Source organism: Nocardioides baculatus (genome assembly GCF_016735675.1).
Taxonomy (GTDB): domain Bacteria; phylum Actinomycetota; class Actinomycetes; order Propionibacteriales; family Nocardioidaceae; genus Nocardioides; species Nocardioides baculatus.
The window spans coordinates 22379-39441 of the sequence record NZ_JAERSG010000007.1; the positions used below are offsets into that span (position 1 = coordinate 22379).

19 protein-coding genes and 1 riboswitch are annotated in these 17063 nt (G+C 72.3%); of the genes, 9 read left to right on the top strand and 10 right to left on the bottom strand.

Annotated features, from left to right (window positions below; genetic code table 11):
- The first annotated feature begins 62 nt into the window (after nucleotides 1-62).
- On the top strand, nucleotides 63-908 hold the full coding sequence (locus JI751_RS18960; RefSeq protein ID WP_201940159.1) for an alpha/beta fold hydrolase: 846 nt from the start codon (nucleotides 63-65) through the stop codon (nucleotides 906-908).
- On the opposite strand, the gene JI751_RS18965 is transcribed toward JI751_RS18960, so the two are convergent.
- From JI751_RS18965 to JI751_RS18990, 6 genes are all read right to left on the bottom strand, one after another.
- On the bottom strand, nucleotides 892-1464 hold the full coding sequence (locus JI751_RS18965; protein WP_307814378.1) for a GNAT family N-acetyltransferase: 573 nt from the start codon (nucleotides 1462-1464) through the stop codon (nucleotides 892-894). The two genes, JI751_RS18960 and JI751_RS18965, sit on opposite strands and share 17 nt — an antisense overlap.
- Entirely contained in the window at nucleotides 1461-1877 is a 417-nt protein-coding gene (locus tag JI751_RS18970) for a VOC family protein (protein ID WP_201940161.1), read from the bottom strand. Before JI751_RS18970 ends, JI751_RS18965 begins: the two co-directional genes overlap by 4 nt.
- Nucleotides 1878-1957: 80 nt before the next feature.
- On the bottom strand, nucleotides 1958-2992 hold the full coding sequence (locus JI751_RS18975) for a ribonucleotide-diphosphate reductase subunit beta (RefSeq protein ID WP_307814379.1): 1035 nt from the start codon (nucleotides 2990-2992) through the stop codon (nucleotides 1958-1960).
- Entirely contained in the window at nucleotides 2989-5397 is a 2409-nt protein-coding gene (locus tag JI751_RS18980) for a ribonucleoside-diphosphate reductase subunit alpha (RefSeq protein ID WP_201940170.1), read from the bottom strand. Before JI751_RS18980 ends, JI751_RS18975 begins: the two co-directional genes overlap by 4 nt.
- A 127-nt stretch (nucleotides 5398-5524) precedes the next feature.
- Nucleotides 5525-5739: riboswitch (cobalamin riboswitch) on the bottom strand.
- Nucleotides 5740-5805: 66 nt separating this feature from the next.
- A complete protein-coding gene (locus tag JI751_RS18985) occupies nucleotides 5806-6714 on the bottom strand; it encodes a pseudouridine-5'-phosphate glycosidase (RefSeq protein ID WP_201940171.1) in 909 nt (302 codons plus the stop codon).
- Nucleotides 6714-7607, bottom strand: a complete 894-nt coding sequence (locus tag JI751_RS18990; protein ID WP_201940173.1) for a carbohydrate kinase family protein — start codon at nucleotides 7605-7607, stop codon at nucleotides 6714-6716. Before JI751_RS18990 ends, JI751_RS18985 begins: the two co-directional genes overlap by 1 nt.
- A gap of 94 nt (nucleotides 7608-7701) precedes the next feature.
- Here JI751_RS18990 and JI751_RS18995 point away from each other — a divergent pair, with 94 nt between their 5' ends.
- Nucleotides 7702-9096, top strand: coding sequence for a ferredoxin reductase family protein (locus JI751_RS18995; RefSeq protein ID WP_201940175.1), 1395 nt, complete (start codon nucleotides 7702-7704; stop codon nucleotides 9094-9096).
- Nucleotides 9097-9159: 63 nt separating this feature from the next.
- Here JI751_RS18995 and JI751_RS22020 read toward each other — a convergent pair whose 3' ends face one another.
- Nucleotides 9160-9360, bottom strand: coding sequence for a hypothetical protein (locus tag JI751_RS22020; RefSeq protein ID WP_236666573.1), 201 nt, complete (start codon nucleotides 9358-9360; stop codon nucleotides 9160-9162).
- A 37-nt stretch (nucleotides 9361-9397) separates the two neighbouring features.
- Between JI751_RS22020 and JI751_RS22025 the strand changes: the two genes are divergently transcribed.
- Genes JI751_RS22025 through JI751_RS19010 form a run of 3 tightly spaced genes read left to right on the top strand, consistent with a single transcriptional unit; the run spans nucleotide 9398 to nucleotide 10612 of the window.
- Nucleotides 9398-9622 carry an FMN-binding protein gene (locus JI751_RS22025; protein WP_307814404.1) on the top strand — a complete coding sequence of 75 codons (225 nt, stop codon included), beginning with the start codon at nucleotides 9398-9400 and terminating at the stop codon, nucleotides 9620-9622.
- A complete protein-coding gene (locus JI751_RS19005; protein ID WP_307814380.1) occupies nucleotides 9619-10383 on the top strand; it encodes an FAD:protein FMN transferase in 765 nt (254 codons plus the stop codon). Before JI751_RS22025 ends, JI751_RS19005 begins: the two co-directional genes overlap by 4 nt.
- Nucleotides 10384-10411: 28 nt before the next feature.
- Nucleotides 10412-10612 carry a hypothetical protein gene (locus JI751_RS19010; protein WP_201940177.1) on the top strand — a complete coding sequence of 67 codons (201 nt, stop codon included), beginning with the start codon at nucleotides 10412-10414 and terminating at the stop codon, nucleotides 10610-10612.
- Between the two features lie 14 nt (nucleotides 10613-10626).
- Here JI751_RS19010 and JI751_RS19015 read toward each other — a convergent pair whose 3' ends face one another.
- Nucleotides 10627-11829 carry an MFS transporter gene (locus tag JI751_RS19015; RefSeq protein ID WP_201940179.1) on the bottom strand — a complete coding sequence of 401 codons (1203 nt, stop codon included), beginning with the start codon at nucleotides 11827-11829 and terminating at the stop codon, nucleotides 10627-10629.
- Nucleotides 11813-12160: a DUF3054 domain-containing protein gene (locus JI751_RS19020; protein ID WP_201940181.1), complete on the bottom strand. Its 348-nt coding sequence runs from the start codon at nucleotides 12158-12160 to the stop codon at nucleotides 11813-11815. The genes JI751_RS19015 and JI751_RS19020 overlap by 17 nt, the downstream gene beginning before the upstream one ends.
- 33 nt (nucleotides 12161-12193) lie before the next feature.
- On the opposite strand from JI751_RS19020, the gene JI751_RS19025 reads away from it, so the two are divergent.
- The 3 genes from JI751_RS19025 to JI751_RS19035 are packed head-to-tail and all read left to right on the top strand — an operon-like array spanning nucleotide 12194 to nucleotide 15405.
- A complete protein-coding gene (locus tag JI751_RS19025) occupies nucleotides 12194-13483 on the top strand; it encodes a cytochrome P450 (protein ID WP_201940182.1) in 1290 nt (429 codons plus the stop codon).
- Between the two features lie 40 nt (nucleotides 13484-13523).
- A complete protein-coding gene (locus JI751_RS19030) occupies nucleotides 13524-14573 on the top strand; it encodes a family 43 glycosylhydrolase (protein WP_201940183.1) in 1050 nt (349 codons plus the stop codon).
- 25 nt (nucleotides 14574-14598) lie between these two features.
- Nucleotides 14599-15405 carry a thioesterase family protein gene (locus JI751_RS19035; RefSeq protein ID WP_201940184.1) on the top strand — a complete coding sequence of 269 codons (807 nt, stop codon included), beginning with the start codon at nucleotides 14599-14601 and terminating at the stop codon, nucleotides 15403-15405.
- 215 nt (nucleotides 15406-15620) lie between these two features.
- On the opposite strand, the gene JI751_RS19040 is transcribed toward JI751_RS19035, so the two are convergent.
- The gene (locus tag JI751_RS19040) at nucleotides 15621-16724 is read right to left on the bottom strand and encodes a hypothetical protein (RefSeq protein ID WP_201940185.1); all 1104 of its coding nucleotides are present in this window, start codon (nucleotides 16722-16724) and stop codon (nucleotides 15621-15623) included.
- Between the two features lie 43 nt (nucleotides 16725-16767).
- Between JI751_RS19040 and JI751_RS19045 the strand changes: the two genes are divergently transcribed.
- Nucleotides 16768-17058 carry a hypothetical protein gene (locus JI751_RS19045; protein WP_201940186.1) on the top strand — a complete coding sequence of 97 codons (291 nt, stop codon included), beginning with the start codon at nucleotides 16768-16770 and terminating at the stop codon, nucleotides 17056-17058.
- Nucleotides 17059-17063: the final 5 nt, after the last annotated feature.

The window sequence follows — 17063 nt, forward strand, 5'->3', positions numbered from 1 at the left end:
GACGGGATCGCGGCTACCGTGGGGTAACCAGCCGCCACCCACCACCGCGAGGATGACGTCCCATGGCCCGCCTGGCTCCACACACGGTCACCCTCCACGGCCACGAGCTGTCGTACGTCGACAGCGGCTCCGGACCGGTCGTCCTCTTCATCCACGGCATCCTGGGCTCGCAGCGCCAGTGGTCGCACCTCGTCGACCAGGTCGACGACGACCACCGGGTCGTCGTGCCGGACCTGTTCGGGCACGGCGAGTCGGCCAAGCCGAGTGGCGACTACTCGCTGAGCTCCCACGCCGCGACCTTGCGCGACCTGCTCGACCACCTCGGCGTCGAGCGGATCACCCTCGTGGGGCACTCGCTCGGCGGCGGCATCGCGATGCAGTTCTACTACCTCTTCCCCGACCGGGTGGACCGCCTCGTCCTGGTGTCCAGCGGCGGCCTCGGCCGGGAGGTCAACCTGGTGCTCCGCGCGGCCACCCTGCCGGGCGCCGAGCAGGTGCTCAGCGTGGCCGCGTCCGCTCCCGTCCTCTCACGGGTAGAGGCCCTCGGGCGAGGTGCGCAGAAGGTCGGTTGGAAGCCCGGGGCCGACGTCGGCGCCATCTGGCGGGGATTCACCTCGCTCGGTGACCGCGAGAGCCGGCGGGCGTTCCTCGCCACCACTCGCGCGGTCATCGACTTCGGCGGCCAGAGCATCAGTGCCCACGACCACCTCGGCGCCGTGACCCCGCCGCCCACCCTGATCGTGTGGGGCTCGAAGGACCGGATGATCCCCGCGTGGCACGCGCTCAGCGCGCAGCGGGCGGTTCCCGACTGCCGCGTGGAGCTGTTCGAGGGTGCCGGCCACTTCCCGCACCTCGACGACCCCGAGCGGTTCGCGCGCGTGCTGCGGGACTTCATGACGGGCGACTGATCCGCGCTGTCCACTCGTCCTCGAGCAGCGCGAAGTGGAGCACGGTGATCCACGAGCCCTTGAAGACCTCGCCGTCGACGTGGCGGGCCTCCTGCCGGAAGCCGAGCCGGCCGAGCAGCCGGACCGAGGCGTCGTTGCCCTCGACCACGGTGGCCGAGACGCGGTGGAAGCCGAGGTCGTCGAAGGCGAGGCCGAGGATCGCGCGCGCGGCCTCGGCGGCGTACCCCTGCCCGTGGTGGTCGCGACCGAACGCGAAGCCGAGCTCGCCCTGGCGGTCCGAGGCCCACTTGAGGAGCACCTCCCCGATCACCGTGCCGGTCGATCGCAGCTCGACGGCCAGCACCAGCCACTGGCCGTGCTCGTCGAGCACGGTCTGCTCGAGCTTGGTGCGCAGGGTCTCCTCGGTCGCGGCGCGGTCGCGGACCGGCCACGGGACGTAGCGCACGACCTCGGGGTCACCGTGGAAGCGGGCGAGGTCGTCGAGGTCGTCCATCCGGTGGGCCCGCAGCACCAGCCGCTCGGTCTCGATGGGCAGGTCGACCGACGGCCCGGTCACAGCGAGAAGTGCTCCGGCGCCAGGCTGCGGAGCACGCAGAACTCGTTGCCCTCCGGATCGGCCAGCACGACCCACGACTCGTCGCCGCTCTGGCCGATGTCCGCCCGGGTGGCGCCGAGCGCGAGGATCCGCTCCACCTCGTCGTCCTGCGAGCAGTCGACGGGGGACACGTCGAAGTGGACGCGGTTCTTCGCCACCTTCTCCTCCGGCACCTGCGCCAGGAAGATCGTCGGTGAGACCGGTCCCGAGCGGACGGCCTCGAGCAGCTCGGCGTCGTCGCGACCGCCCGGGCCGATCTCCACGAGCCCGGGCTCGTGGTGGAGCACCTCCCAGCCGAGCACCCCCGTCCAGAAGTCGGCGAGCCGGTCCGGGTCGTGGCAGTCGAGGGAGATCTCGGTCAGTCGGGAGGCCATGGCTCGATCCAAGCACCTGCCTCTGTGCGGTGCCCGTGATGCGGATGCTGCACCACGGGCACCGCGCAGTCCGTGCTGGCTCAGAAGTCCTCGTCGAACCCGACCGCGCCCGTCACGCCGACCTGGTAGGCCGACACCTTGCGCTCGAAGAAGTTCGACAGCTCCTGCACGTCCTGGAGCTCCATGAACGCCAGCGGGTTCTTCGACCCGTAGATCGGCGGGAGGTCGAGGCGCTCCATGCGACGGTCGGCGACGTACTCCAGGTAGGAGCGCATGTCGGCCGTCGAGAGGCCGGCGACGCCGCCGCCGAGGAGGTCCTCGGCGAACTGCGCCTCCGCGTCGACGCCGTCGACCAGCATCTGTCGCACCTGCGCGGCCATCTCGTCGTCGAAGAGCTCAGGCTCCTCCTCCCGCACGGTGTCGACCACGTCGAAGGCGAAGGCCATGTGCATCGACTCGTCGCGGAAGACCCAGTTGGTGCCGGAGGCCAGGCCGTTGAGCAGTCCGCGCGAGCGCAGGAAGTAGACGTAGGCGAACGCGCCGTAGAAGAACAGCCCCTCGATGACCGCGGCGAAGCAGATCAGGTTGAGCAGGAACTTGCGTCGGTGCTCCCGGGTCTCGAGTGCGTCGAGGTCGAAGACCGAGTCGATCCACCGGAAGCAGAAGTCCGCCTTGGCCTTGATCGACGGGATGTTGTCGACCGCCGCGAACGCCTCGTGCCGCTCGTCCTCGTCGGTGACGTAGGTGTCGAGGAGGGTCAGGTAGAACTGCACGTGCACCGCCTCCTCGAACAGCTGCCGGGAGAGGTAGAGGCGTCCCTCGGGCGAGTTGATGTGCTGGTAGAGGTTGAGCACCAGGTTGTTGGCCACGATCGTGTCGCCGGTGGCGAAGAAGGCGACGAGCCGCGAGACCAGGTGGCGCTCGGCCTCGCTGAGCCGCTGGAGGTCCTTGAGGTCGGAGTGCAGGTCGACCTCCTCGACGGTCCAGGTGTTCTTGATCGCGTCGCGGTAGCGGTCGTAGAAGTGCGGGTAGCGCATCGGCCGCAGCGTGAGGTTCATCCCCGGGTCGAGCAGCATCTTCTGCTGCTGGGGGTCGGTGTCGTGGGTGATGGTCACTGGCAGGCCTCGCAGTTCTCGGGGTTCTCGAGCGAGCAGGCGAGCGCCTCGTCGTCCGAGATGGTCGTGGGGAGAGTGGGCAGGGGAGGGGTGTCGGCGGCGACCGGCGCGCCGACCGATGTCGTCGTCTGCTGGATCCGCGTCGCCGGGCGCGAGCGCAGGTAGTAGGTCGTCTTGAGACCGGCCTTCCACGCGTGGAGGTACATCGACGAGAGCTTTCCGATCGACGGACCGGCGATGAAGAGGTTGAGCGACTGGCTTTGGTCGATGTACGCCGACCGCGCGGCGGCCATGTCGATGAGCGCGCGCTGCGGCAGCTCCCACGCCGTCCGGTAGAGCTCGCGGACGTCGTCAGGCAGCTGGGTGACGCCCTGCACCGAGCCCTCGGCCCGCTTGATCGCCTCGCGGACCTCCGGCGTCCAGAGCCCGCGCTCCTTGAGCTCGCGGGTGAGGGCGGCGTTGACCTGGAGGAACTCGCCCGAGAGGGTCTCGCGCTTGAACAGGTTGGACACTTGCGGCTCGATGCACTCGTAGCAGCCCGCGATCGACGCGATGGTCGCCGTCGGCGCGATCGCGATGAGCAGCGAGTTGCGCAGCCCGTGCTCCGCGACGGCGGCGCGCAGCGCCTCCCACCGCTCGGTCTGGGCCGGGTTGGCGCCCCAGTGGTCCGGCTGGAGCACGCCGGCGGCGGCCCGCGTCTCGGCGTACGCCGGGTGCGGTCCGTGGCGCCGCGCCAGGTCGACCGACACCTCGAGGGCGGTCAGGTAGATCTCCTCCTGCACACGCGTCGACAGCTCGCGCGCCTCGCCGGAGTCGAAGGGCAGGCGCATCGCGAAGAACGCGTCCTGGAGCCCCATCAGCCCGAGCCCGACCGGTCGCCAGCGCGGGTTGGACGCGGCCGCCTCGTCGCTCGGGTAGTAGTTGATGTCGATCACCCGGTCGAGCAGCGGCACGGCCGTGCGTACGGTCTCGCGCAGCTTGTCCCAGTCGATTCCGACCGACGACCCGGCGGTCGTCAGGTGCTGCGCGAGGTTGATCGAGCCGAGGTTGCAGACCGCGGTCTCGTCGTCGGACGACACCTCGATGATCTCGGTGCAGAGGTTGGACAGGTGCACGACCGGACCACCCGGGGTGTCGCGGGTCTGGTTGCAGGTGCGGTTGGAGGCGTCCTTGAAGGTCATCCAGCCGTTGCCGGTCTGCGCGAGCGTGCGCATCATCCGGCCGTAGAGCTCGCGGGCCTTCACCTTCCGGACGTAGCGGCCCTCCTCCTCGGCTCGGCGGTAGGCCTCGTCGAACGCCGTGCCCCACAGGTCGGGCAGCTCGGGGGCCTGGTCGGGGTCGATCAGCGACCAGTCGGCGTCGGCCTCGACGCGTCGCATGAACTCGTCGGGCACCCAGTGGGCGAGGTTGAGGTTGTGGGTGCGCCGGGCGTCCTCGCCGGTGTTGTCGCGCAGCTCGAGGAACTCCTCGACGTCGGGGTGCCACGGCTCGAGGTAGACGCACGCGGCGCCCTTGCGACGACCACCCTGGTTGACCGCCGACACCGACGAGTCGAGCGTGCGGAGGAACGGCACGATGCCGTTGGACTGCCCGTTGGTGCCGCGGATCAGCGCACCGCGCGAGCGGACGCGCGAGAAGGCGATGCCGATCCCGCCGGCGAACTTCGAGAGCTTCGCGACCTGCGCGTAGCGCGAGTAGATCGAGTCGAGGTCGTCGACGGGGGAGTCGACCAGGTAGCACGACGACATCTGGGTGTGCCGGGTGCCGGAGTTGAACAGCGTCGGCGACGACGGCAGGTAGGCGAGCGACGACATCAGCCGGTAGAACCGGATCGCCTCGCCGGGCGACTGCGCCAGGCCGGACGCGACCCGCAGCAGGAAGTACTGCGGCGTCTCGACGACCAGCCGGCTCGACGGGTGCCGCAGCAGGTAGCGGTCGTACACCGTGCGGAGGCCGAAGTACTCGAACCGCCGGTCCGCGTCGTCGTCGATCGCGAAGTCGAGCTTGCGGGCGTTGTCCTTGACGAAGCGCGCGGTCTCGTCGCCGATCAGGCCCTCCGCGTGGCCGAGGGCGACGGACTGGCTGAACGACATCACGCCCTGGTTGCGGACCTCCTTGTCGATGTAGCCCGACAGGAGGCGGGCGGCGAGCCGGGAGTACTGCGGCTCCTCGCCGATCATCTCCGCGGCCGTCTGGATCGACAGCCGGTCGAGCTCGGCGGTGGTGGCGCCGTCGTACAGCCCACTGATCGTGCGGGTGGCGACCCGCATCGGGTCCACGTCGGCCAGGTCGGCACTGACCCGGTCGACTGCCCGCACGATCTTGTTCACGTCGACGGGCTCGGTGTCGCCGTTGCGCTTGCGCACCTGCATGGACGTCCGTCCGGGTGCTTCGGTGACCGTCATGACTCTCTCCTCGCGAGGTCGGTCCTGGAAGGTCCGGAGGTCGCGCAGAAGAGGACGGAGGTACGACGCGGCGCGCGCGTCGTGATCGCCGTCAGCCGTCCCACGAGGCCTCGGACCACCGCACCCGGTCGGGTGCGGTGCGCTGGCAGGTCTTCGGACTCATGGGCACGCCGAAATCGCTCTCGACCCCTACTGGCCGTCGCTTCCCAGATCATCGATCCAGTGCTGTGTGACGGCTGTCGTTCCCACTCACCGCTGCGGGGCAGTCCCGGACTCACACCGGGTTCCCTCTTGCCTCGACACGCCTGGGTGGCGTGCCGAACCAGCTGCGTGGAACACCATATGTAGGGCGGATCGGGAAGTGTGGGACCACATCTTGTGTCGGCGTGTCTGCCGCGGGAGATGCGTCTAGCGAACGGCGTACTCCCGCGCGATCGCGGCACCGAGGCGCGCGTTGTGCTCGACGAGCGCAATGTTGGCCTTCAGGGACGCGCCGTCGGTGATCTCGACGATGCGCCCGAGGAGGTAGGGCGTCGCGTCCTTGCCGCGGATGCCGAGGGCGTCCATGTCGCCGAGGGCGCGGTCGATGATCGCGCCGATCTCGTCGGCGGGGATCTCGGCCTCGGCCGGGATGGGGTTCGCGACGACGACGCCGCCGGCGAGCCCGAGCTCCCACTTCGAGCGCATCAGCGCGGCCACCTCGACCGGCGCGTCGACCCGCATCGGCGCGCCGAAGCCCGACGAGCGGGAGAAGAACGACGGGAACTCGTCGGTCCCGTAGCCCAGCACCGGGACGCCCAGCGTCTCGAGCTTCTCGAGGGTCAGGCCGATGTCGAGGATGCTCTTCACCCCGGCGCAGACCACGGCCACCGACGTCGTGGAGAGCTCGGTGAGGTCCGCCGAGACGTCGTACGTCGTCTCGGCACCGCGGTGCACGCCGCCGAGCCCGCCGGTCACGAAGACGCCGATGCCGGTGAGGGCCGCCAGCCGCATCGTCGAGGCGACGGTCGTCGCGCCGTGCAGGCCGCGCGAGACGACGTAAGGCAGGTCGCGGATCGAGACCTTGATGACCGACTCGTCGGAGGCGAGCAGCTCGAGGTCGTCGGGGGAGAGGCCGATCGTCGGCCTGCCGTGGAGCACCGCGATCGTCGCCGGCACGGCGCCGCCCTCGCGGACGATGTCCTCGACGGTGCGGGCCATCTCGACGTTCTGCGGGTAGGGCATGCCGTGGCTGATGATGGTGCTCTCCAGTGCCACGACGGGCCGGCCGTCCGCGAGGGCGTCGCGGACCTCGTCGGTGATGGTCAGCATGGACATCAGGACCTCTTCGTGATCTCTTCGGCCAGGTCTGGCCGGACGGTGTGGGGGCTCTCGACGGTGGCGGCGGCCGCGCGGTGACCGGCGCGCGCCGCCTCGACCGGGTCGGCGCCGCCCAGCCAGGCCGCGACCCACGCGGCGAGCATCGCGTCGCCCGCGCCGGTGACGTCGACGACGGTGGCGGGCTCTGCGGGGAGGTGGACGGGCTCGGCGCCGCGGCTGCACATCCACGAGCCGCCCGCGCCGTGGCGGACCCAGACGTGCTCGACGCCGCGGGCGTGCAGGTCCGCGGCGGACTCGCGCCACGCGCCGGTCGCCCGGCCGGTGACGGCCGCCAGCTCGTCGGTGTTGGGCGTGACGAGGAACAGGTCGTGCACGAGGTCGGCGAGCCGCGCGGCCTTGGCGACCGACACCGGCTCGAAGGCCACCGGGACGTCGGCGGAAGCGGCGGCTGCGACGACGAGAGCTGCCTGCTCGTGGGCGAGGTTGCCGTCCACGACGACGAGGGCGGCGTCGGCGAGGTGCACGGTCTCGAGCACGAGGTCGTCGACGACGGCCATGTCGGAGACCGCCGCGACGAGCTCGCCGGCGTCGTCGAGGACGGCGGTGTAGGTGCCGGTCGCGGCGCCCGGCACCCGGCGTACGGCCCCGACGTCCGCACCGCACGCGGCGGTCACCCGCATGGCGACGTCGCCGAACGCGTCGTCGCCGACGGCTGACACCAGCCGGACGGGAGCGCCGAGAAGGCCGAGGCAGGCGGCGATGTTGCGGCCGACGCCACCGGGGGAGATCCGGGTGTGGCCGGGGTTGCTGGTTGCGGCGACGAGCGGGGCGGAGGTGCGCGCCACGACGTCCATGTTGGTCCCGCCGACGACCACCACCCACTGGTTCACGGGCAGATCCTGACAGAGACCCCGGCGGGGCTTTCACAGGAAGGACACAGGTGGTCGACACGGTCGTGCCAGCCCGCTGCACCACGGTGGTGACATGACCCTCCTCCAGACGTCCGCGCCGGACGTCGTACGCCTCGGCGCCCGTGCCCGCCGCGACGCGGGCGTCCGGCTCGCCGCCGGCAGCACCCTGTGGCTCTCGCTGCTCCTCGTCACGTGGTGGTGGGTCACCGGTGGCGGGATCACGCAGCTCGGAGGGTGGGCCACCGGCCTCGAGTCGGTCGGTCGCATCACCGGCCTCGCCTCGGCTGTGCTGCTCCTCGCCCAGGTCGTGCTGATGGCGCGGATCCCCGTGCTGGAGCGGGCGTTCGGCCAGGACGAGCTCACCCGGATCCACCGGCTGGTCGGCTTCACGTCCTTCAACCTGATGGTCGCGCACATCGTCCTCATCACATGGGGCTACGCGGCCGGGTCGCTGCTCGCGTCGCCCGGCACGCTGTGGGACCTCGCCGTGAACTACCCGGGCATGCTGCTGGCCGTCGCGGCGACGGCCTGCCTCGTCATGGTGGTCGTCACCAGCATCCGCGCTGCGCGGCGTCGGCTGCGCTACGAGTCGTGGCACCTGATGCACCTCTACGCCTACCTCGGCGTCGGCCTCGCCATCCCGCACCAGCTCTGGACCGGCACCGACTTCACCTCCTCGACGGGGCGCCAGGTCTTCTGGTGGGCCGCCTGGGGCGTGTCGATGGCCAGCGTGCTCGTGTGGCGCGTCGGCCTGCCGCTGTGGCGCAACCTGCGCCACGACCTCCGCGTCGCCGCGGTCGTGCCGGAGGGCGACGGCACCGTCTCGGTCCACGTGACCGGGCGCCACCTGCACCGGCTCCCGGTCGAGGGCGGCCAGTTCTTCAGCTGGCGCTTCGGTGGTCGACCCGGCCGCACCCGCGCCAACCCGTACTCGCTCTCCGCCGCTCCCGACGGCCGCTCGCTGCGGATCACCGTGCAGGACGTCGGTGACGGCAGCGCCGCCGTCGCCGGGCTCGAGGTCGGCGCCCGCGCGTGGGTCGAGGGACCCTACGGCCGGCTCAGCCCGCGGGCGCGCAGCCGGTCGAAGGTGCTGATGATCGGTGCCGGCGTCGGCATCACCCCGCTGCGGGCGCTCGCCGAGCACCTGGAGTACGCGCCGGGCGAGGCGCTCCTGCTCTACCGCACCTCCGGCACGTCCCTGTTCGTCGACGAGCTCCACGAGCTGGCCGACCAGCGCGGCCTCGTCGTGTGGGGCCTGCCGGGTCGCCGCCGCGCGGCCGACTCCTGGCTCGGCGACACCGTCGACGCCCCGACCGACCTGGCCGCGCTCAGGTCGTGGGTGCCCGACGTCGCCGAGCGCGACGTCTACCTCTGCGGCCCCGGACCGTGGGCCGACCTCGTCCTCCGCGACCTGCGGGCCGCCGGGGTGCCCGAGCAGCACATCCACTTCGAGACGTTCGGCTGGTGACACCGTGAAGCGCATCGTCCTCTGGGTGCTGAGCACCCTGTCCACCCTCGTCGTCCTCTTCGGCTACCACACGTCGACCTCGTCGACGATGGCCACGGCCACCGGCAGCGAGACCGCGATCACCGGGTCGGTCCAGGCCTCCGGGGCCGGCACGACCTCCAGCGGGTCCGCGCCGCCGAGCGACACCGGCTCGGCGAGTTCCTCGAGCTCCTCGGGGTCCTCGTCGAGCTCCTCGGGCTCCTCTGGGTCCACCACCACGGTCACCGGTGCAGCCGCCCAGACCCGCTACGGGCCGGTCCAGGTGCAGCTGGAGGTGAGCGGTTCGACGATCACCAACGTGTCGGTCCTGCAGTACCCGAACAGCGACGGCCGCGACATCCAGATCAACCAGTACGCCCTGCCCCAGCTGATCCAGCAGACGCTCGACCAGCAGGACGGGTCGGTGTCGATGATCAGCGGCGCGACCTACACCAGCACCGGCTACTCGCAGTCCCTGCAGAGCGCGCTCGACCAGGCGGGGCTGTGACCACCGTGGCGGAGCCGGTCGCCCGCCGGGTCGAACAGGTGATGGGCATGCCGATCAGTCTCGCGCTGCGGGGCCGGCACGCCACCGGCCCCGACGCGGACGCGGCCTGGCAGGCCGCGCTGGCCGAGCTGCGGTGGGTCGACGAGGTCTTCAGCACGTGGCGGCCCGACAGCCAGGTCTCACGGCTCGGCCGTGGCGAGATCGCCGTCGACGACTGCCACCCGACGGTGGCCGAGGTGCTCCGGCTCGGCGACCACGCGCGCGTCGCCTCGGAGGGGGCGTTCGACGTCGTCCGCACCGGTGCGGACGGCGTACGCCGCCTCGATCCCAGCGGGGTCGTGAAGGGCTGGGCTGTGGACCGCGCCGTACGTCCGCTGCTCGCGCTCGCCGACACCGACGTGTGCCTCTCGGCCGGCGGTGACATGGTGTGCCACGTCGCCGACCCGCACGGCGAGGCGTGGGTGATCGGCATCGAGGACCCGCTCGCCCCGACCCGCCTGGTCGCCCGGGTGCCGCTGCACCGCGGCGCGGTCGCGACGTCGGGGTCGGCGCACCGCGGGGCCCACGTCGTCGACGCGCGGACCGGTGCCGCGGCCGACGCGCTGGCCTCGGTCACCGTGATCGGCGCCGACCTGACCAGCGTCGACATCGACGCCACCACCGCCCTCGCCCTCGGGAAGGACGGCCCCGCGTGGTTGCGGTCACGGCTGCGCACCGGTGTTGTGGTCTGGGCTGACGGCCGGGCGGAGACCGTGGCCTGACGGCGACTTCGGGCGTACGGTCGCAGGCATGGTCCTCATCGGGGTGGTCGTCGCAGTCGTCGTGGTCGTGCTCGTCCTGAGCGAGCGGCAGCGTCGTCGCGACTGGGAGGACCTCACCCGACCGGGCATGGGCGGCCGCCGCGGCCGGCCGGGCACGGGCACCGGCCACCTCGGCGAGGCGCCGGTGACGATCCACCACCGCCTCGGCGGCCGCGGCCGCAACGACTGACCTGACCCTGCGGGTCAGATCTCGTCGTCGACGTAGGCCGGCCGCGCGACGCGGAGCCCGGCGAGGGTGAGCGGCACCGAGGTGAGCGCGAGGAGGACCAGGACGAGCGTCCAGCCATCCGTGGCCTCGTGGACCAGTCCCACGGCGAACGGCCCGATGGCGGCCAGTGCGTAGCCGATCGGCTGCACGAAGCCCGACAGCTGGGCGGTCACCGACGGGTGGCGCGTGCGGGCGGTGATGAGGGCGATCGCGGTCGGGAAGGCCAGGCCCGAGAAGCCGAGGGAGAACGCCCACAGCCACGGGACCGTCGCGGGGGCGATCATCAGGCCGGTGTAGCCGACCGCGAGCGTGAGCCCGAAGGCCACCATCAGCGGGCGCAGGCCGCGCCCGCGCGCGATCACGCTCGGCATCGCGAGCGCGCCCGCGATGCCGACGGCGGAGAGCAGACCCTGGAGCGCGCCGGCGTGTGACGCCGAGAGCCCGGCGTCGCGGTAGATCGTGGGCACCCAGCCGAACTGCACGTAGGCGTGCATCGACTGGACCCCGAAGAGCACGGTGAGCGCGACGGCCGTGGGGGAGTGCACCACCCGGCCCGACGGCGCGTCGCCGCTGACGCTGTGCTCGGCGGGCGAGCGGCGCTCGCGCAGCGCGAGCCACGCCCAGAGCGGGACCGCGACCGCGAGCAGCATGCCCCACACGGCGAGTCCGGCCTGCCACGAGTCCGTCGCCTCGGTCACGGGGGCCGTGACGATGACCGACATCGTGGCGCCGACGACGAGACCGGTGCCGTAGACGGTCATCAGCACGACCGCGTGACCGTGCGCCTTGACCCACGCGGGCACCAGCACGTTGCCGACCGCCATGCCGGACAGGGCGACCACGGTCAGGACCAGGAAGAGCGGCACGCTGTCCGTCGCGACGCGCAGCAGCAGGCCGGCCGCGCCGGCGGCGAGGCCGATGGCGATGCCGGCCGTCATCCCGACCCTGCGCGCGAAGCCCACCGCGAGCGCCCCGACCACGCCGAAGCACAGGCCCGGCAGGCCGGTCATGGCACCGGCGACGCCGGCGCTCATCCCGAGTCCGTCGCGGACCTCCTCGAGGACCGGGCCCGGTGACGAGGCGCCCGGCCGGAGGTTGATCGAGACGAGGACGACGGCGGCGACGAGGACGACGAACGGGAGCGCGGCACCGCGCGGGTGGTCATCGGCGTCGGACACGTGCACCGACTCTAGGCAGCACGAGCAGGGCGCCGAGGACGAGGGTGGCGACGACGACGAACGCGGTGGCCGTGCCCTGGCCGCTGGCCTGCCGCAGCAGCATCCCGCCGACGAGCGCGCCGAGCCAGACGACCACGCCCGAGGCGACTGCGCCGGGCGGACGTCGTACGGCGACCAGGGCGACCCAGGCGAGCAGCGTCCCGGCCAGGAAGGGCCACGCGGTGGTCCACCAGCCGCCGGCGGTGAGGGTGCCGTAGTGGCTGAGCCGACCGATCACTGCGAAGACGCCGACGAGCACGAGGTCGATCACGAGCCACCTTCGATCGGACATGGTGCAGACCCTAGGTGTGAGTAGGTTCGGAGCATGAAGTCGACCGTCCACTGGGGCGTGGCCCACGGACTGCCCACGCTGTACCTGCGGCGAGCTGCGGCGCGCGGGGACCTTCAGGCACAGCTGATCCGGGTCGGGTCGATGGGCTCCGAGGACGCCGTGTTCGACCTGATCGAGGACATCCGCTCACGTGGGCCGCTCTACCGCTCCAGCATCGGGCACGTCGCCACCAGCCACTCCGCCGTACGCCACCTCCTGACCAGCGACGACTTCCGCACCGGCCTGCCCAACGCCGAGGGCACGCTCGGCCGGATCGCCCGCTGGGCCGCGCCGTCGACGCTCCACCCGGTCGAGCCGCCGTCGCTGCTGGTGACCGAGCCGCCCGACCACACCCGCTACCGCAAGCTGGTGACCCGGGTCTTCACGATGCGCGCCGTGGAGAGGCTGCGCGTGCGCACCGAGGAGATCGCTGCCCAGCTGCTCGACGACCTCGAGCCGCGCGCGACGAGCTCGGTCGACCTGGTCGAGGCCTACTGCGCGCAGCTCCCGGTGACGGTGATCGCGGAGATCCTCGGGGTTCCCGACGCCGAGCGCGACACGGTGCTCGACTTCGGCTCGGCGGCCGCGCCGAGCCTCGACCTCGGGCTGGGCCTCGCCCGCTACCGCTCGGTCTCCCGGGCACTCGCGCGGTTCGACCACTGGCTCGGCGACCACCTCGAGCACCTGCGCCGCGAGCCGGGCGACAACCTGCTCAGCCAGCTCGTCGCCGCCCGCGAGGACGGGCAGGGCCTGTCGGAGACCGAGCTCAAGGCCACCGCCGGGCTGGTGCTGGCGGCCGGCTTCGAGACGACGGTGAACCTGCTCGGCAACGGCATCGCGCTGCTCCACGACCACCCGTCCGAGCGGGCGCGCGTCGTCGCCGACCCGTCGCTCTGGGCCAACGTGGTCGAGGAGGCGCTGCGGCTCGATCCGCCCGTGCTGCTCACCGGCCGGATGGCGCTGCGCGACACCGAGGTCGCCGGCCAGCCCGTGCGCGCCGGGTCGATGGTGACCGCGATCCTCGGTGCTGCCAACCGCGATCCCGAGGTCTTCGAGGATCCGCTCCGCTTCGACGTCGGTCGCGCCAACGCCCGCGAGCACATCGCCTTCTCCGCCGGCCGGCACCACTGCCTCGGCGCGCAGCTGGCGCGGATGGAGGGCGAGGTGGGCCTCCGGGCGATCTGGGACCGCTACCCCGACCTGCGCCTCGACCCGGGTGCCCGCCGCCGGGAGACCCGGATCCTGCGGGGCTACGAGCGGCTTCCCGCCACGCTGCGTCCCTGATCCGGTCCCGGGCGACCTCCGGGCGCGATACGGTCCGCCGGTGCCGACCCGGGGAGCAGTACGCCTGCTCGTGCTGCTGCTGACCGCGAGTCTCCTCGGCATCGCGTCCCCGGCGCTCGCCGACGACTCCGTCCCGCGCCCGGTCCTCGACGTCGACTTCCCCGACCCGGCCGTGGTCGCCACCGGGAGTGGCCTGGTGGCCTACTCGACCGGCGACCGGGTGCCGCACGCCTGGTCGCGCAGTGCCGACGGCCCGTGGCGCCGTGGCGCCGCACTCCTCACCCACCAGCCGTCGTGGTCGCGCGACGGCGGGATCTGGGCCGTCGACGTCGAGCGCGTGCAGGGCACGTGGCTGCTCTACTACGCCACGCCCGTGCCGAGCCTGGGGCCGACGGGTCGCTGCATCGGCGTCGCCCGGTCCGACTCGGCGCGCGGACCGTTCCGCCCGGTCGGTCGCCGACCGCTGGTGTGCCCGTCGTACACCCGCGTGCCGACGGCGCAGGACCCCCTCCTGCCGCGCGACCCCACCCTCCCGCGCGCCGGCGTGATCGACCCGTCCTTCTTCCGCGACGCCGACGGCGCGCCGTACCTGCTCTACAAGACCGACCGGATCCCGTCGACCATCCGGATCGTCCCGCTGGCGCGGACCGGCCAGTCGGTCGCGCCGGGCGCGACCAGCCTCGAACTCGTCCGATCGGCCGGCGTGATCGAGAACCCCGTCGTGGTGCAGCGGCCCGAGGGCTACGTGATGCTCGCGTCGGAGGGCGACTGGACCCGCTGCGGCTACGCGACGACGTGGCGGATCTCCGCGTCCCTGCTCGACTGGTCGACCGCCGTGCCGACGACCCTGCTCGACAGCGTCACGACACCCCTCTGCGGACCGGGCGGCGCCGACCTCGTCGAGGGCAGCGGCGGCCGGACGCTGATCTTCGTCCACGGCTGGACCTGCCGTGGCACCGACCTGCCGTGCGTGGGTCGCGGCAAGTGGGACCACAAGCCGCGGCAGCGCGGGGTGCGGGCGATGTACGCCGCCGAGCTGGGCTGGGTCGGCGGTGTGCCGGAGGTCACCAGCTGGCTCCGGACCCCCTGAGCCCACGCGGTCCTAGGCTCGGGCCATGGCCTCCGAGTGGGACACCCACACCTCCCTGACCTCGACGGACGACGACCTGTTCGGCGCCGAGCTCGACCCCGGCTGGATGGTCGGTGGCGGCATCAACGGCGGCTACCTGCTCGGCATCCTCGGCCGGGCGGTCGCGGAGACCGTGCCCGCCAAGCCGCACCCGCTGTCGGTCAGCGCCTACTACCTGTCCGCGTCCACGCCCGGTCCGGCGCAGGTCTCGACGCGGGTGCTGCGCGAGGGCGGCAGCGTCGCCACCGTGGCGGCCGAGCTCGGCCAGGAGGGCACCACCCGCATCACCGCCCTGGCGACGTACGGCGACCTGGGCGCGATGCCGTCCGACGTGGCCACGACCGCCGTCGAGCCGACCCTCCCGCCCCTCGAGGAGTGCGTGCCCGGGACGATGGCGCCCGAGGAGGTGCGCCGGGTCGCGCCGCTGATGGAGCGCTTCGACCTCCGGTTCGACCCGGCGTGCGTCGGGTGGGCGATGGGCGCGCCGAGCGGCAACGGCCACATCCAGGCGTGGTTCCGGATGGCCGACGGCCACGAGGTCGACCCGGTCGGCCTGCTGATGGTGTGCGACGCGCTGCCGCCGGTGACCTTCGACCTCGGTCGCCCGGGCTGGGCGCCGACCCTCGAGCTGACGGTGCACGTGCGGGCCGTACCGGCGGCCGGCTGGCTCAAGGTGTCGCACCGCGCCCGCAACGTCGCCGGCGGGATGTTCGAGGAGGACTGCGAGGTCTGGGACTCGGCCGGCCGCCTGGTCGCCCAGAGCCGTCAGCTGGCGATGCAGCCGCGCCCCTGACCTGCACCTATGGCCTGTGAGTCGCCCAGGGACTCAACGTGCATCCCGGGCGTGTCGTGGCCTTCGATGGACCTTGAGTCTCGGAGAGACTCAACGTCCAGCGGCCGACTGTCGGGAGGTCGCTCGACCGTGAGTCTCCAGGAGACTCACGGGCCAGGGCGGGCAGGACGAGGCCGCGCCATGACGGTTGAGTCTCCGAGAGACTCACGGGCCAGTCAGTCGAAGAACGCGCGGTCCATGGCGACGATCCAGCGACGACGCGGGTGCTCGGTCACCGACCAGATCCGGTCGGTCGAGGGCCAGTAGCTGAGGTCCTCCGGACCCATCGGCAGCGCCCAGCGGTGGATCTTCATCGAGCCCGGCTCGCCCGCACAGACGGTCCCGGGCATCCAGGGCCCGTGCGAGACCGTGACGTGGAAGCGCCCCGACGCGATGACCGCGCCCTGCATCTGGCGTACGCCGCCCTCGTCGAGGGTCAGCGGCCGGGAGAAACCGTCGTCGCCGACCGCGAGCTGCCACGTCTGCCGGTCCAGGGGATAGCGGGCGAGCCGGGTCGTGGCGCTGGCGCCGAGGGCGTACTCACCGGCGATCAGCGCGGGCGGGTCCGAGCGCCGGTCGAGCGACATGAAGGAGTAGCGCAGCTTCTCGTGACCCTCGTCGGTGAACGCCTGGTAGGTGAAGCGCACCGGCAGGACGTAGCGGTGTCCGTAGGAGTAGACCGTCGAGCCGTCGACGCCGAACCGGTCCGGGTGGTCGTCGTCGCCACTCACCCGCATGATGTCGTCGACCCGCGCGGTCACGAAGCCGCGGTTGGTGGCCGCGATGTGGAGGTAGGGGCCGGCCCACACGATGCCGCCGGCGTGGATGCTCATCGGCTTGAGGACGAGGCGGCCGGCCTTGTCGAAGACGGGCGAGACCAGCAGGACGTGCCGGTACTTCCCCGAGTCGAGGTCGACGAAGGTCACCCGCGACCCGCGCTTCGTCCCGTCCTTGCCGGTGGAGTACCAGGTCGTCACGACGACCTTGCGCCCGCCGATGTCCTCGGTGTCGGAGGAGTCGGCGCTGGTCGAGATGCCCTGCGGGTACCACTGCTCGTCCCGCTCGTCGTAGTCGTCCCAGCGGTAGGCCTCCCGCACCGCCCGCCCCAGCAGCCGCGGCGCCCGCGAGCGGCGGACGTCGTACTTCAGGTCGTCGAGCACCCCGTCCAGCCCCGTCGGCTCGCCCAGCACCTCCGCGAGGGCGGCGATCTCCCGCACGTTCTCGTCCGTGCGCTGCAGGTGGACCCCCTGCACGTACGGCGACTCCGACGCGGTGCTCACGCCGTCGACCCTAGCCATCGCGTCACGGGGCACAATCACCCCCGTGAGGGCGATCTTCTTCGACGAGGACGACGCGGAAGCCGTCGTACGCCGGTTGCGCGCCGACGGGTTCGAGGCCCGGGCCGAGCGGGAGCGGCTGGCGGGGGAGGACGACGACGAGGACCACCCGTGGGCGGTCGTCACCGACGCCCCGGCCTTCATGCTCGAGGTGCTGGTCGACTCCCACGACGGGTGGCTCGACGAGGGTGACGAGCCGCGGGAACAGGGGCCACCCCTCCCGCCGTTGCACCTCCCGATGGCGCCGAAGCGGATCAAGCGCCCCGACCTAGGCTGAGGTTC